The 13111-nt window shown below is 56.0% G+C and carries 19 protein-coding genes; 6 read left to right on the top strand and 13 right to left on the bottom strand.

Annotated elements, in window-relative coordinates:
• Window positions 1-84: 84 nt before the first annotated feature.
• Window positions 85-297 (bottom strand): YqzE family protein, encoded by a 213-nt coding sequence (locus tag B5M42_RS10560; protein ID WP_134757520.1) that lies wholly within the window; start codon window positions 295-297, stop codon window positions 85-87.
• 157 nt (window positions 298-454) lie between these two features.
• On the bottom strand, window positions 455-736 hold the full coding sequence (locus B5M42_RS10555; RefSeq protein ID WP_134757518.1) for a hypothetical protein: 282 nt from the start codon (window positions 734-736) through the stop codon (window positions 455-457).
• Between the two features lie 232 nt (window positions 737-968).
• Between B5M42_RS10555 and B5M42_RS10550 the strand changes: the two genes are divergently transcribed.
• Window positions 969-1379 carry a YjdF family protein gene (locus tag B5M42_RS10550; RefSeq protein ID WP_134757516.1) on the top strand — a complete coding sequence of 137 codons (411 nt, stop codon included), beginning with the start codon at window positions 969-971 and terminating at the stop codon, window positions 1377-1379.
• A 99-nt stretch (window positions 1380-1478) separates the two neighbouring features.
• Window positions 1479-1688, top strand: a complete 210-nt coding sequence (locus B5M42_RS10545; protein ID WP_134757514.1) for a hypothetical protein — start codon at window positions 1479-1481, stop codon at window positions 1686-1688.
• A 104-nt stretch (window positions 1689-1792) separates the two neighbouring features.
• On the opposite strand, the gene B5M42_RS10540 is transcribed toward B5M42_RS10545, so the two are convergent.
• From B5M42_RS10540 to B5M42_RS10530, 3 genes are all read right to left on the bottom strand, one after another.
• Entirely contained in the window at window positions 1793-2446 is a 654-nt protein-coding gene (locus B5M42_RS10540; RefSeq protein ID WP_134757513.1) for a Bax inhibitor-1/YccA family protein, read from the bottom strand.
• A gap of 62 nt (window positions 2447-2508) precedes the next feature.
• The gene (locus B5M42_RS10535; RefSeq protein ID WP_134757511.1) at window positions 2509-3378 is read right to left on the bottom strand and encodes a DUF695 domain-containing protein; all 870 of its coding nucleotides are present in this window, start codon (window positions 3376-3378) and stop codon (window positions 2509-2511) included.
• Between the two features lie 12 nt (window positions 3379-3390).
• Complete coding sequence (locus tag B5M42_RS10530) at window positions 3391-3555, bottom strand: hypothetical protein (protein WP_167690345.1); 165 nt, start codon at window positions 3553-3555, stop codon at window positions 3391-3393.
• Window positions 3556-3700: 145 nt separating this feature from the next.
• On the opposite strand from B5M42_RS10530, the gene B5M42_RS10525 reads away from it, so the two are divergent.
• Window positions 3701-4666, top strand: coding sequence for an acetylxylan esterase (locus B5M42_RS10525; protein ID WP_134757509.1), 966 nt, complete (start codon window positions 3701-3703; stop codon window positions 4664-4666).
• A gap of 194 nt (window positions 4667-4860) precedes the next feature.
• Here the strand turns inward: B5M42_RS10525 and B5M42_RS10520 are convergent, their stop codons facing one another.
• The 6 genes from B5M42_RS10520 to B5M42_RS10495 all read right to left on the bottom strand — a co-directional run bounded on the left by B5M42_RS10520 (window position 4861) and on the right by B5M42_RS10495 (window position 9987).
• Entirely contained in the window at window positions 4861-5520 is a 660-nt protein-coding gene (locus tag B5M42_RS10520; protein ID WP_134757507.1) for a YidC/Oxa1 family membrane protein insertase, read from the bottom strand.
• A 33-nt stretch (window positions 5521-5553) separates the two neighbouring features.
• Entirely contained in the window at window positions 5554-5823 is a 270-nt protein-coding gene (locus B5M42_RS10515) for a hypothetical protein (protein ID WP_134757505.1), read from the bottom strand.
• Between the two features lie 43 nt (window positions 5824-5866).
• Window positions 5867-6004 carry a hypothetical protein gene (locus tag B5M42_RS10510; protein WP_167690342.1) on the bottom strand — a complete coding sequence of 46 codons (138 nt, stop codon included), beginning with the start codon at window positions 6002-6004 and terminating at the stop codon, window positions 5867-5869.
• A gap of 107 nt (window positions 6005-6111) precedes the next feature.
• Entirely contained in the window at window positions 6112-8160 is a 2049-nt protein-coding gene (locus B5M42_RS10505; RefSeq protein ID WP_134757503.1) for a Na+/H+ antiporter, read from the bottom strand.
• A 130-nt stretch (window positions 8161-8290) separates the two neighbouring features.
• On the bottom strand, window positions 8291-9100 hold the full coding sequence (locus B5M42_RS10500) for an ABC transporter permease subunit (RefSeq protein ID WP_134757501.1): 810 nt from the start codon (window positions 9098-9100) through the stop codon (window positions 8291-8293).
• Complete coding sequence (locus B5M42_RS10495; RefSeq protein WP_134757500.1) at window positions 9097-9987, bottom strand: ABC transporter ATP-binding protein; 891 nt, start codon at window positions 9985-9987, stop codon at window positions 9097-9099. The genes B5M42_RS10500 and B5M42_RS10495 overlap by 4 nt, the downstream gene beginning before the upstream one ends.
• 159 nt (window positions 9988-10146) lie before the next feature.
• Here B5M42_RS10495 and B5M42_RS10490 point away from each other — a divergent pair, with 159 nt between their 5' ends.
• Window positions 10147-10740 carry a TetR/AcrR family transcriptional regulator gene (locus B5M42_RS10490; protein WP_167690340.1) on the top strand — a complete coding sequence of 198 codons (594 nt, stop codon included), beginning with the start codon at window positions 10147-10149 and terminating at the stop codon, window positions 10738-10740.
• 155 nt (window positions 10741-10895) lie between these two features.
• On the opposite strand, the gene B5M42_RS10485 is transcribed toward B5M42_RS10490, so the two are convergent.
• Window positions 10896-11444: a hypothetical protein gene (locus tag B5M42_RS10485; RefSeq protein WP_134757496.1), complete on the bottom strand. Its 549-nt coding sequence runs from the start codon at window positions 11442-11444 to the stop codon at window positions 10896-10898.
• A 97-nt stretch (window positions 11445-11541) separates the two neighbouring features.
• Here B5M42_RS10485 and B5M42_RS10480 point away from each other — a divergent pair, with 97 nt between their 5' ends.
• Both B5M42_RS10480 and B5M42_RS10475 read left to right on the top strand, forming a co-directional pair.
• The gene (locus tag B5M42_RS10480; RefSeq protein WP_209280805.1) at window positions 11542-11919 is read left to right on the top strand and encodes an ArsR/SmtB family transcription factor; all 378 of its coding nucleotides are present in this window, start codon (window positions 11542-11544) and stop codon (window positions 11917-11919) included.
• Window positions 11906-12388: an SRPBCC family protein gene (locus tag B5M42_RS10475; protein WP_134757494.1), complete on the top strand. Its 483-nt coding sequence runs from the start codon at window positions 11906-11908 to the stop codon at window positions 12386-12388. The genes B5M42_RS10480 and B5M42_RS10475 overlap by 14 nt, the downstream gene beginning before the upstream one ends.
• A gap of 152 nt (window positions 12389-12540) precedes the next feature.
• On the opposite strand, the gene B5M42_RS10470 is transcribed toward B5M42_RS10475, so the two are convergent.
• The gene (locus tag B5M42_RS10470) at window positions 12541-12957 is read right to left on the bottom strand and encodes a hypothetical protein (RefSeq protein WP_134757492.1); all 417 of its coding nucleotides are present in this window, start codon (window positions 12955-12957) and stop codon (window positions 12541-12543) included.
• Window positions 12958-13111: the final 154 nt, after the last annotated feature.

The following is a 13111-nucleotide window of genomic DNA, read 5'->3' as shown; positions in this document are numbered from 1 at the left end:
GCTGCGCAGTCGCACGCAAATCTTGCACCGACGACCCTTGCATTCGCACGCCTGACAAAAAGGAACACCTCCTTCGACCGGCCTTCAGCCGCCGTTTGGAGGTGTTCCTTTTTTGCCGCGCGTTTGTCCCAGCAGCATGCGCGCTGCCAGCGGCAGCTGCCCGAACCAGCGCGTCTGCCACGTTTCGCGCTGCTCGCGGTGGCTGACGCGCGCTTGGTGCCGCTCCTCGCGGGGCGTCTCCAGATACGTGAGCAGCCGCTCGGCAATCAGCTTAACGATTTCATCGCCCTTGGACATCAGCTTGTGGTCACCGCCCTTCCTTCCTAGTGTAGCCAGCTCCGCAGCGGACTAAACAGAAAGAAATAGCGCCAACCGCGTACAACTCCCGGAGCGCAGGGCTGGCCGTCTGCACGCCAGCCTCCGGCGAGCTCAGACCAGCTGCGTGCAGCCCCGTCTAACCCGGCTGTCCGCCGCTTTCGGCCACGATTTTGTCGGCAAACGACTTGATTGTTCCGCAGCCAAGCAGCATCGGCTTGGTTACGCATTGCAGCAGCAGCGTACTGCTGCCTTGATCCCAGGCATACTGAAAGCCCACGTTCATTCCGGCTACCGTAATCGCGAATTTCCCCGTCGCTGCGCTCGGAATCGAAAAGCCTTGCTTTTTCCCGGCGCTTTGCAGCGCCCTGAACACGGTAGCGGTGACTCCTTTGTAACTCCACGTATTGCAAGCTGCCATCGGCTCACTCCCCTTTGCCGCATAGGTACTTTAAATTGTATGTGCGGGTGCAGCAATTCGTGCCTTTTTCGGCAAAGCCATATTGTCAGCGGCGAGCGGCGATTTTATAATGAAGATAGCGTAAAAACACGGTCCGGTTGGTAGTCCGGATGCACGGAGCCCCCGGCTTCGTGTCGTATCCTTCCCCCCTCGGGATGTCCGTCGCCAGAAGCTTTCTTGAGGGGATGACCAGATGAAATTAACGGTGTTTTTTGAAGATCCGTTTTGGGTCGGGGTGATCGAGGAAATGTCGGAAGGCCGGTTGCGTGCCGCGCGTTATGTGTTCGGCGCAGAGCCGCAGGACGGCGAAGTGATGGATTTCGTCCAGCATCGCTTGCTCGAGTGGTTCGGGCGTGTCCGGCAATCTGCGGAAGCGGCTATGCAACCCGAGCGTCGCATCAGCCCCAAACGGCTGGCGCGACAAACAGCGCGCGAGCTCCAGCAGCGCGGCGTCTCAACACTGGCGCAGCAAGCCCTGCAGTTGGAGCTGGCCGAACGCAAACGGGAGCACCGCTCGCTTTCCCGCGAGCAGAAGGAAGCCGCTGCAGTGCGCAAGCGCGAGCTCGCCCGTCAGAAAGCGAAGGAAAAGCACCGGGGCCGGTAGCCGGTCCCACAGCCGCGAGAAGATTAGAAGCTATCAAGCTTCTAATCTTTTTTTTTCTGCATATACTAGAGTACCGGAACTGGAAAGGAGATGGGCACTATGTGGAAGAGCATGCTGAAAACAAACCGTCTGGAGATTCAAATGGAAGCGTTGAGCCAAGTCGTCGAGGTTAAGCTGCAGGAGGCCGGAGCTGTGGAAACCCCGGGTACGGCCATTCGGTTGAGCCATGCCGAGCTGATGCAGGTGATGCATACACTGCTGGAAATTAACCGGACGTTTCGCGGTGATGAGACTTATTTTGAGGCATAAGCGCAAGCTTCTTTGGCTCGCAAAAGGACCGTCCGAACGCCAACTCGGCGGCTCGAACGGTCCTCCCGTTTCATTTCCAACATTGCGGTTTCGGTCAAAAGGGCCTAGTTGCGGTTGCCCCCTAGAATCGCGGCGAGGAAACGCAGAATATACAAGAACAGGTTGATAAAGTCCAGAAAAATATTCAGCGCAGCGAGCGGCACTTCCTGCGGCTCGACGCCTTCGCGGTATTGGGATACGTCATACAGCACCCAGCCGCTGAAAATCAGAATACCGATCATCGACCAGACAATTGTCATGGTCGAGCCGAAGCTGACGAACATGGACAATAAGCCCATTACGACCAGACCAATCGTCGCTGCAAACAAGAAGCCGCCCAGATAGCTGAAATCACGCTGCGAGCGATGCGCATAAAAGGCCAATCCGCCAAAAATGAGCGTCGTTGCCAGAAACGCGCCAGAAACGACGTTCGCGCCGATTTGGCTGCCGTACGCCATGATGACCGGATACAACGTCACCCCGGTGATCGCTGTAAATGAATAAAGAAAACCGTAACCGATGTGCTTGCCGCGCATCCGTACGACAACCGCCGCAATCAGCATAACCACTTCGGCAACTACGAACAGCATGACCAGCGATGCCGGAATGACCATCGCCCCGATCAGCGTCCCGAGAAACGAAACGAGCAGCGAAATGGCGAACGTTTGCAGTACATGAGCGAAGCTGCCTTGAGCAGCCGCAGTGACCGTTCTTTGCATGAACACTCATCCCCTTTTTCACATAAAATAGTACAATCTATACTATGTATTATACACGGTAATCATGTAAGAAACCATACGACAAATCCGGCAATCGTCGCCAACAGCGCCACGACGCCCGCTCGCACCACTTTGCGGGCCCACCAGAGCCGAAGCATGTTGCGCATTCGAGCCAGACGCCGCAGCTTGAGTCGCGTGCCCCAGCCGTCGTAGGCGCCGCCCGCTTCCGCAGCCAGCGTATACAGCTCCTTCGTCACTTCATTCACCGTCGCCAGATCGAGAGCGTGCCGCTTGGTCAGCTGCAGCACATAGGGCATCGCCGAACGGGAGGCGTCCATGGTGGAGGCGCTTACTTCATAGCCCGTGGCAAGCGCCCGATTGGCTGCTTCATCGCGCTGGTCGGCTTCGGCAAAATGCAGCCAGTGTTCGACCTCGCGAACCACATCGGCCCTGTCGCCGTGGCGATGCAGCGCGAAAGCGATTTTCGCATTGCGCATCCACTGCTCCTCCAGCCGCGACGGGTACATGTCCTGCAAATAAAAGCTCCACGCTTCGTCCTCGCGCGCCGACGTGTACCAGCGGAATTGCGGAAAGTCGGCCATAACCGCCTGCAGGCGCTCCTCCAGCTCCTCGCCCTCACGGGCATAAAAAATCAGCTCCATACGGCTGTCCAATGAAATCCTTCCGGCATAGACGGCAAGATCGGCTTCCTTCGAACGGCGCATCAACCGCTCCTCCAGCTTGTAGAACAGCTCCTGCGCGCTTTTGCTGGAGTGGCCGCAGGCGTCCCAGAGACTGTACATGTTGAACACAACGGCGATCATCTGTGAAAATCCGGCGATCGGCGCCCGGTCCTTCAGCGCGGTGTTCATAAAAATCATCATCGTCTCGCCGCCCAGCTTGCGCTCGAACAAATTCCAGTCTTCGGGCATCGGGCCCCCCTTTCAGCTGCGCCTGTTGGTGTCGTTGACCGCCTCGTTGCGCAGCATCTGCGCGAGATCGGCAATCGTTCGATCGAGCAGCTTGCCTTTGTGCCTGGAGAATAGCCGCCGTTTTTCCTTGCGCAGCACTTCCAGCACCAGCCGCTTTTGCTCGTTGGTCAAAAGCATCGCGATCCCCCCTTACTTCGATTATAACGGGGCGGGGCGAAGTTTCAACCTCTTTCCCGAATCCCATCTGCCGCGTTGCCGTTTTTCATGATAAGATGGGAGGTGCAAACCCGAGCAGAAAACGTTTTTAGAAAGAAGGCAAACTATGGCGAATCAACCGTACGACCTGCCGCTGGAGCAGCTGCGGGTCTACCGTCCGGCGCTGACGCGGCAGCCGGATTTCGGCGATTATTGGGACAAGGCGCTCGCGCAGCTGCGGGCAGTGCCGCTGGAAATCGAGCTTGAACCGTATGCCTATCCGGTCAAAGGAGCGCGCGTGTACCGGATGCGATACGCCGGCTTTGCCCATGCCTGCATCGAAGGCTGGCTGGCGCTGCCGGCCGGTGACGGCCCGTTTCCCGGCCTCGTGCTGTTCCACGGCTACAACTGGGCGTTCGAAGGCAATTTGCACGATACGGTCAATTGGGCGCTGCACGGCTATGCCAGCCTGCAAATGTTCGTTCGCGGCCAGCATGGGGGCAGCGTTGACAATATCGCATCCTCCAACGGACATGCGGCGGGCTGGATGACCAAGGGCATCCTGCAGCCCGAGGAATATTATTACCGTGCCGTTTATATGGACGCCGTACGCGCCGTCGAAGCGCTCGCTTCGCTGAACGCCGTCGATCCGGCGCGCATTGGCGTCGTTGGCGGCAGTCAGGGCGGAGCGCTGGCGCTGGCGGCTGCCGCTTTATCCGACCTGCCTCTCGTTGCTTGTGCCGATTATCCGTATCTGTCGCATTTCGAGCGGGCCGTCGATATAGCCCCGAACGGGCCGTACCATGAGCTGAACGAATTTTTCCGGCGCAACAGCGGCGTCGAGCTGGAGGCGCAAGCCCGGCGAACGCTCAGCTATGTCGACATCATGAATCTGGCGCCGCGAATCACCTGCCATACCTGGATCAGCATCGGTCTGGTCGACGATATTACGCCGCCGTCAACGGTTTTTGCCGTTTACAATCATTTGACCTGCTCCAAGGACATCTCCGTTCACCGCTATTTCGGCCATGAAGGGATTCCCGGTTCGATGGAAGCGAAGCTACGCACGCTGGCCGAAAGGCTGCAGCCGTGACATTCGGGATAGAAATCATGGCAAAAAGCGAATTTATTTGCCAGATTTTAAAGCTTGCGGGTTGGCTTGACTAAGCAAGCCTATGGAAAAGCCCGCCGCCTCCGTCATTCAAAGATGACAGAAGCGGCGGGCTTTTCGGCTTGGCCGGTGCGTCCACGACCGCAGTCGCGGGCATAATCTCCTCCGGCAAATTCTCAACCGGCCGAAGCGGCAGGCATGCCCTGCAGCAGCCATTTGCGGCCAAGCGGCGTCCGGTAGAAGCCGCGCTCTGCGATAGCGAACAACGCGTTCGTGGCGCTGTACATGCCGACCGCGACCGGAGCGCTCCACATCACCAGCGGCAGACCCAAGCGCTGCAGCGTGGAACCGGCGACGGCCATGTCCGGCACGAGCGGCATCAGCATACTGGCGAGCGTAATCAGCGCATACGCCACGGGAATGATGTGCAGCGGATCGAATTGACCCAGCGTGGCGACCCAAGGAATCAGATGGCTGGTCATCGCCGAGCCGCTTTGCGCGAACAAACGGTACATCCCGAGAAACAGCGGTGCCTGGATGAGCGCGGTTGTGAGCATCGACATCGGCTTGACGCCGTATTTGCCGTAAAGCTTGGCCGTTTCTTGCAGCAACGCCGCATGATCGCCCTGATGAGCAGTGCGCAGCCGCTCCAGCTCCGGGCGCATGCTCAGCTGACGCATCTGCTGGCGGGCCGTTCGCAAATTAAAAATAAACAACACAGAACGCAAGGCCATCGTCAGTACAATCAGGGCAACGCCCCAATCCAAAGAAAGATGATATAAGCCGACAAGCGCCGCATGCAGCACATCGGTAACAGGCTGTAAAATTGAACTCATGAACCGGATTCCTCCTCTTATTGGTGAACTTGGTCAAGTCACACAATAAGAGGAAGACGGTTCATCCTGTCCGCTTCGGCCGCTGCGACGTCCGGGCAGCTTGCGGCGAATCCAGTGCAGTTCGTCGGCACGGCGGCGTTCAATGCCTGAGCTTCCGCGCTTGGGCGGCAACAGATCCATTGCAACTTCTGTCCCAGGCAGCAACGGCCGACCGCTCGCAACCCAGCCCAAACCGCATCCGAGCAGCAGGCCGCCCAAACCGAGCAGCAAAACGATAAACGACACATCTGCGCTGATTTCCATACGGCCTGCCTCCTTTTCTTGTTGTCTCTTTCTGCGTAACTCCCTAGTGCCAGTGGGTAAGCAGCCGCAGCGCCGCAGCCAGCAAGCGGCCCAAGCCCTGCAGCAAGCCCTCGATCAGCAACTCACCAAAAAAGCCCTCGAACCAGCCGGCCTTATGGTTTTTGTTCGTGCACCGCGCCATAAGATCATCTCCCGAATCACGTCCATCGTAACTTCTCTATCTTTCAATTCTACGTGAAACCACGCTTCCGGTTCCATTCTTTTTTTCTGCCAATGGGCAACCCGCGTTTATGCCAGCTCGCCTTGCTCCAGCATTTGCGCTTCGCGCAGCCCGATCATCCGCCGCAGCTCGCCGGCCAAATCGCGCGTAATCGCGCCTTTCTCATATAAGCTTTGCACCTCGTTGCGTTCGGCTTGAATCGCCACGCCGTGCAGCTCCTTTTTCTGCTCGTCGAAACGCTCGGTTCGGCGGCTATCCCCCGGAACGAAGCGCTGCAGGCGTTCGACGATATTTTTATAGTGCATAACCAGACGATTGGTCTCTGTTTCATTGTCTTGACAGCACTGACGGGTCAGCACGGCGATAGCGGCGTTGCAGCTTTCAATCTTCACCTTGCGCAGCCGATCAAAGTCGGAGCCGGACATCTTGCTCATCGCCTGCAGCGGGCCTTTGCCGAAGTTCGCGCGCAAACGGTGCCACAACGCTTTAACGAAGACGATCCAGACATGGACGCGGTTGGCCAGCACCAGCTCGATCTGGTCCAGCGTATAGGCGAATTGACTGGCCATCTCGCGGTTGATTTCGCCTTTGTCGAGCAGCCCGCGCACGCAGTCGCGCTCTGCGCCCAGCGCCATCAAACGCAGGCCGGTCTCCTTCTCGCAATAGCCGCGGAAGCCGCGCCGCCGGGTGTCGCGCGCTGCATGGTTCGTGTCGATTTGCTGCATCCAGCGCTTGTAGTCGTCGACGACCGCCGAAACCGCTCCTTCGTTCTCCGGCTCCGATTGCCGGTACACAGCGTTTACAGCCGCTTCCATCACCTGAACCTGCACCTTGCGCTGCACGCGCAGCTTCTCCGCTTCACCGCCCGTCTGCTTGCGCCGAGACAACATCGGCAGAAAGACGCTGGCCGTCAGCAACGACATTAAAATCACCGCCGCCGCGAGAAAAATAATCAGATTGCGCTCCGGGAACAAGCCGCCGCCCTCCAGCACAAGCGGGATCGAAAAGGCGCCAGCCAGCGTCACCGCGCCGCGCACGCCGGAAATCGAAGCCATCAACAAAATTTTCAGGCTTGTCCGTTCGCGCCGCTCCCGGCCGAACAGCCGGCCCCCGCGGGTAAACACCAGCGACCAGAGGAAACGCAGCGCCATCAGCATTGCAAAAATCGCAGCGGCATAACCGAGCACCTCAATGTTGTTGAAGTGGGGATCGGACAAAATCGTCCGCGACACATCGGGAATTTGCAGACCAAGAATCACAAATACCAGCCCGTTCAGCACGAAAAGGATAACAGACCACGTGTTCGTCGACATCGCCTGCAGCTTGGGCGTCGCCATTCCCCAGCGATCGCTTTCAATCGCATGCACGATGCCGCCGGCGACGGCTGCAAGGATGCCGGACATGCCAAGCTCCTCGGCAATTAAGTACAGAATGAACGGAGTTAAAATCTGCAGCAGCATATGCATCGTCTCATCCTCCATGCCAAAGCGCCGGAGCAGCGCCCGCAGGCTCGTAATCAGCAGCGCAAGCACCGCGCCGATTAGCAAGCCGCCGACGGAAATCAGCACAAAGCTCCAGGACGCCTGCGGCAGCGAGAATACGCCGGTCACCGCCGCGGCAATGGCAAATTTAAAGGCAACAAGACCTGAAGCGTCGTTCATCAAGGCCTCACCTTCGAGCAGACGCTTCAGACTGCGCGGCAGATGAATCCGTCCGGCCAGCGAGCTGACTGCAACGGCATCGGTAGGCGACAAAATGGCAGCCAATCCAAACGCCGCCGGCAGCGGAATCGACGGAATCAGCCAGTGGATCGCATAGCCGACCACAAATACCGTGACGAAGACCAGACCGACCGCCAGCAGCAGGATCGGCGCGCGCAGCCGCCACAGCTCGTCCCGCGGCGTATGCTTGCCGTCGTTGTACAGCAGCGGAGCAATGAACAGAACGAAAAACAGCTCCGGCTCCAGCGGCAAATGCAGCCCGAGCGGCGCAACGGCCAGCAGGCTGCCGAGCGCAATTTGAATCAACGGTACCGGGACGAACGGAATCATGCGATTCACGACGTTAGAAATGCCGATAAGAGCCAACAACATAAGCACAGCCATGAAAATGTCCACAGGAACCTTCCTTTTCATCACGTTTTTTCCATTATAGCGGTTCCGCACGAAAAGCAAAACTGGCCCCTTATCCGATTTAAATAAAAAAAGCAGGCTTTATCGCCAGCTGCGATAAAACCTGCTTCATCCGCTATAGCGGCAAATCCCGCTTGCGGAACAGCACCACCGCCGCTGCGAAAGCGGCCAACCCGACCGCCAGCAGCAGCGCAAACGCCGGAGCGAGCCGCCCCGTGCCATTGACAATTTCCGCAGGCCGATACAAGGAAAAAATCGAAATATCCCGCATCCAGGCGATCTTCTCGCTCAGCTTGCCGAGCAGGTCGAGGCTGAAAAAGCCGAACGTAATCAGGCCCGAGACGCCGCGCGCCTTTTTCTCGTCATTCGCACAGGCCGACACCAGAAACGAGATGCCCCCGACGGCAAAAAATAACAGGAACGCCGCAGCGTTCATCTGCAAAAACCGCGACGTGTCGAACGCAAACTCCCCGTGCAGGAACCAGGCGTCCCCCGCCAGCCCGGCCAGCGTCGTTACCGTCATAATCAGCAGCAAGCCGCTGACCAGCACCGCCGCTTGCGTTCCGGCAACCTTGGCCCGTGTGGTCGGCGTCGCCAGCAAATACGCCATCGCTCCCTGATCGATCAGCTTGGCCATTAGCTGCGTCGACAGCTGCACGCACACTATCGCCAGAATCAATACGAGAATCAATCCGTAATACTCCCCTGATATGAACGCTTCGGCACTGTCAAAGCCGTTCAGCGCAAACGCCCGCCCGACGCCCTCGGGCATCGCCTGCACCAGTTCATCAATCGCCTTGGCATTCGAAGCCATGCTCGGATACAGCCAGAACATCAACAAAATGTAGAAAGCCGAGCCAAGCGCGTAATTCAGAAAGCCTTTCAAATTCACCTTCATCATTTGCACATACAACGTGGCATTCATCGGATATCCCCCTTGCGGTCATAATAATTCATGAAAATGTCCTCCAGGTTTTGCGTGAACACATCGATGCTGCGCACCTTGTATTTGGCTGTTTCCCGCACAAACGCATCGTAGTTGCCCTGCACGGCGACACGCACGCTCCGCTCCGTTCGCGAATCAATGGCCAGCTCCGTATGATCCGCGAAGCGCAGCGCGTCGGCAGCATCTTCAAACGTCACTTCAAACAGCTTGCGCTGCAGCGACTGCAGCTCATGCATATCACTGACGGCAACAAGCCGGCCGTCTTTAATAATCGCGGCGCGGTCGCACGTCCGCTCGATTTCCGGAAAGCTGTGCGAAGACATCAGGAACGTCGTACCGCGGGCTTTTTCCTCCAGCACCAGTTCAATAAAAACCTTCTGCATCAACGGGTCGAGCCCGGAGGTCGGTTCGTCCAGAACGATCACAGCCGGATCGTGCATGAAGGCGGCGACAATGCCGACCTTTTGCTTCATGCCCTTGGACATTTTGCGTATCGGCGTTCGGACATCGAATTGCAGCCGTTCAATCAGCCGCTCGCGCTTGCGCAAATCGCGCACGCCCTGCATCGCAGCCATAAAATCGAGAAACGATTGGCCGGTCATCCCTTCAATGAAAGCAATCTCTCCCGGGAGATAGCCGAGGCACGCCTGCACCTTGCCTTGCTCGCGCCACGTATCCAGCCCGCTGACCAGCACGGAGCCGTGATCCGGCTTCATAAAACCCATAATGTGCCGGATCGTCGTCGACTTGCCTGCCCCATTAGGTCCGAGAAACCCGAATACCTCGCCTTGGTTCACCGAAAACGAAATGTCGAAAATCCCCTTGCCGTTGGAAAAACGCTTGGTCAACTGATGCACCGTGAGCATGCCGGCACCTCCAATGAATAAAAATGAAATATTCAATACTTGATATTTCATATGTTATAATATACCCGCGGATAAAGTTCGTCAATGATTTTATGAAATATTTATGAATATATATTTCATATCTTTATTCATCAAGTTGATACGGTTAGGGGAATGGACATGAACGGATTTGAAAAAAGAGCCCATAGAATCAAGGAAACGATTCAAACAACTACTCTGGAGCTGCTGCGCACTTCCGGTCCCGAAAACCTGCGCATCGCCGATATCGCCAAAGCGGCCCGTGTCTCGCAGGTTACGATCTATAATTACTTCGGCAGCAAGGAAGGGCTGCTGCGCGAAGCTTTCAAAAGCTACATCGACGACGCCACGCGCAATTTCGAAGCGTATATGAATGAAGGTCATTCGCTGAAGGAGAAAATCGCCCACATTTTGCTGAAAAAAAATGAAATGATTCACGAATTTCCGCCGCGGCTGATCCAGCAGCTGATGCAGGCCGACCAGGAGCTGGCGCGCTATATGGAAGAGCAATATGCCGGTAAGGCCCTACCGCTAACCTTGCGGATGATCGAGGAAGGCAAGCAAAACGGGGAAATCTCCGCACACGTTTCGGCGGAAAGCGTGCTGGCGCTGATGCGCGTCTACATGAACCAGTACGAGCAGATGCTGAATATGGCGCAGCAAAGCGCCGACGTGGAGGCATTTCTGGAGGGAATGGTCCATTTGTTTTTTTACGGGATTTGCGGGAAGGAATAGACAAGCAGGCGCACGGTGCCTGCTGTAAGAAACAAAAAAAGCACCCGCGGAAGGCGGATGCTAGGGGCGCAAGGCGTCGATTTCGCCGCTCTTGCGTTGACGTATATATTCAGACATTGCTGCTTTCGATTCGGGCGTGTGACCTTCAGGGATCGTCAAGATGCCTTGCGGGTCCCGATCTGACGGCACCTTCGGATCCGGCGTTCCAACTGTGACCTTGAGCGGTTGGTCTGTAAATCCTTAATCCAGTGATTAGACACAACACCGTCAATGCCCATTTTGCGTTGCGGCAGATCAAAAGCCCGAAATTTCTGCCGATAATACGAAACAAGATTTGTTTTGGGCGTTAATGCAAGAAATCCCTCACAGCCGTATATATTCGACAATCCACCGGCAAAAGCAATCAATAAACGAGCTACATTCACAAATATGCGGGTAAAACAACCTCTGTATCGATTATGCGGCGCAGCCTCCAATAAATGAATGTATATGTGGTCGTCGGCATCCGAGATAGAGATTCCACCTTGAATACGATCTTCCGCTTCATCGACCAATTTATAAACCTCCCGTGACGGTACTGCCAGCTCGTTGCTCCAGAGCAGATCAGTCGTCCACTGCATCTGTAAGACATTAATTGGCGTAACCCTCAGGAAACGGGCTTGATGAAACCTTCCATACGAATCTTGAAGCCACCAACTTGCCATGCAACAACCTTCAATTTATGTAAAAATATAAATTAAATATAATTCCAATATTAAAAAATTTCCTGCTTATTTTTGTAAATCGCAGATGAGGTTCAGCTTGACAAATCGCTTCGCGCGCCCTATATTAAACCATATGGTTGAATATAATCCTTACTTAGACGGTTTGTTCGGCTCGCTGGCCGATCCGGTGCGCAGAGATATTTTGCAGCGGCTGATTCGGGCCCAGCATACGATCAGCCAGCTCGCCGCCAACTATGAGATGTCGTTCGCCGCCGTAGCCAAGCATTTGAATGTACTTGAGAAAGCTAAACTGATTGTCAAACGGAAAAACGGAAAGGAGCAGATTATCAGCATTTCCCCCGTTGCCTTGCGCGATGCAAGCGACTACCTGACGCAATTTGAACAGCTGTGGAATTACCGATTTGATCTATTGGACGCCATTTTAGAGGAGGATTCGAACAATGACAACGAATAAAGCACAGGTAAAGGCCGATCCGGCCGGACAAAACATTATCGTCGAGCGGGTGTTTAACGCGCCGCGCGACAAGGTATTTGCTGCCATGACGCAAAAGGACAAGCTGGAACGCTGGTGGACGGGCCCCGGCTACACGAACCGTGTGGAGCACCTTGATGCGCGCGACGGCGGCTCCTGGAAATTCGTACAAAGCGGTCCAAATGGAGAGCAATTCAGCTTTCACGGCAGTTTTCATCTCGTCACCCCTGAAATGACCATTCAAACCTTCGAATTCGACGGGCTTGGCGAACCCGGTCACGTCTCGTTGCAAAAGTCGGAGCTGTTCGACCTCGGCGACGGCCGGACCCGACTGGTGGCCACCTCCACCTTCATGAGCGCAGCAGACCGTGACGGCATGCTGCACAGCAACATGGAAGAAGGCATGCAGATGACCTATGAAGCTTTGGATCAGGTGCTGGCCAGCATGTAGCCGGACCTCCACCCGCTCCTGCGGAGATGACGCAAGCGTCATTTCCCTTATTAAGCAAAAAGCTCGTTTCACTCGCATGGCCCAAGACCTTTGCGTGGTGAAACGAGCTTTTTGGCGCACAACGCTTCAAAAACAAGCAACCGCCTGCGGGGCTAGCTGATAACAAATGTGTACGGATAGCCGGGCCCGCCGTAGGGAATCACTTGCACCTGATACTGGTGACCGGGGATGAGCGCCAACGCATACGTTTGGGTGCCTGTGCCGTAAGTCGCGCTGAAGGCGACCGTATTTGCCGTCTGATCCAGCACCGTAAAACCGCCGTGCGCACCTGCAGTCAGTACGTTAAACGTAATGGAATGCGAGCTGCTGGCGTCATTGGTAAAATTCCAGAAATCGACGATCCTGTTGTTCGCTGTCGTGCCGTGATTGGTCGCGCCAATTAATGTAGGGGTCACGCTATAGCCGGACGATCCGTTCGGATTCTCATAGATATCGGTACCTGCCAACGCCGATGTTGCCGATGTCATAACGGCGAGCGCCGCGGCTGCGGTCATTACGGATGTTCTCAACCATCTTCTTCTGATCATCATGGCTCGCCTCTTTTCTTTTGATGTCTGTATGCGGGAATCATGCCCGGTACGAGCTGTTCCGTTGCTATCATTATAAAGAAAAAAGGGGCGAAAAGGAGTGTGTATTATTACCTCAGTTATGGCTGATGTTATG

The organism is Paenibacillus athensensis (genome assembly GCF_004514475.2).
Lineage (GTDB): Bacteria > Bacillota > Bacilli > Paenibacillales > NBRC-103111 > Paenibacillus_AL > Paenibacillus_AL athensensis.
Note: the sequence above shows the minus strand (reverse complement) of the source record. Positions and strands in the feature narration are given on the sequence as shown.

Coding starts and splice junctions, on each gene's coding strand:
- B5M42_RS10560 (WP_134757520.1), bottom strand. CDS start 297: ATGTCCAAGGGCGATGAAATCGTTAAGCTGATTGCCGAGCGGCTGCTC.
- B5M42_RS10555 (WP_134757518.1), bottom strand. CDS start 736: ATGGCAGCTTGCAATACGTGGAGTTACAAAGGAGTCACCGCTACCGTG.
- B5M42_RS10550 (WP_134757516.1), top strand. CDS start 969: ATGAAATTAACGGTGTTTTTTGAAGATCCGTTTTGGGTCGGGGTGATC.
- B5M42_RS10545 (WP_134757514.1), top strand. CDS start 1,479: ATGTGGAAGAGCATGCTGAAAACAAACCGTCTGGAGATTCAAATGGAA.
- B5M42_RS10540 (WP_134757513.1), bottom strand. CDS start 2,446: ATGCAAAGAACGGTCACTGCGGCTGCTCAAGGCAGCTTCGCTCATGTA.
- B5M42_RS10535 (WP_134757511.1), bottom strand. CDS start 3,378: ATGCCCGAAGACTGGAATTTGTTCGAGCGCAAGCTGGGCGGCGAGACG.
- B5M42_RS10530 (WP_167690345.1), bottom strand. CDS start 3,555: ATGCTTTTGACCAACGAGCAAAAGCGGCTGGTGCTGGAAGTGCTGCGC.
- B5M42_RS10525 (WP_134757509.1), top strand. CDS start 3,701: ATGGCGAATCAACCGTACGACCTGCCGCTGGAGCAGCTGCGGGTCTAC.
- B5M42_RS10520 (WP_134757507.1), bottom strand. CDS start 5,520: ATGAGTTCAATTTTACAGCCTGTTACCGATGTGCTGCATGCGGCGCTT.
- B5M42_RS10515 (WP_134757505.1), bottom strand. CDS start 5,823: ATGGAAATCAGCGCAGATGTGTCGTTTATCGTTTTGCTGCTCGGTTTG.
- B5M42_RS10510 (WP_167690342.1), bottom strand. CDS start 6,004: ATGGCGCGGTGCACGAACAAAAACCATAAGGCCGGCTGGTTCGAGGGC.
- B5M42_RS10500 (WP_134757501.1), bottom strand. CDS start 9,100: ATGAATGCCACGTTGTATGTGCAAATGATGAAGGTGAATTTGAAAGGC.
- B5M42_RS10495 (WP_134757500.1), bottom strand. CDS start 9,987: ATGCTCACGGTGCATCAGTTGACCAAGCGTTTTTCCAACGGCAAGGGG.
- B5M42_RS10490 (WP_167690340.1), top strand. CDS start 10,147: ATGAACGGATTTGAAAAAAGAGCCCATAGAATCAAGGAAACGATTCAA.
- B5M42_RS10485 (WP_134757496.1), bottom strand. CDS start 11,444: ATGGCAAGTTGGTGGCTTCAAGATTCGTATGGAAGGTTTCATCAAGCC.
- B5M42_RS10475 (WP_134757494.1), top strand. CDS start 11,906: ATGACAACGAATAAAGCACAGGTAAAGGCCGATCCGGCCGGACAAAAC.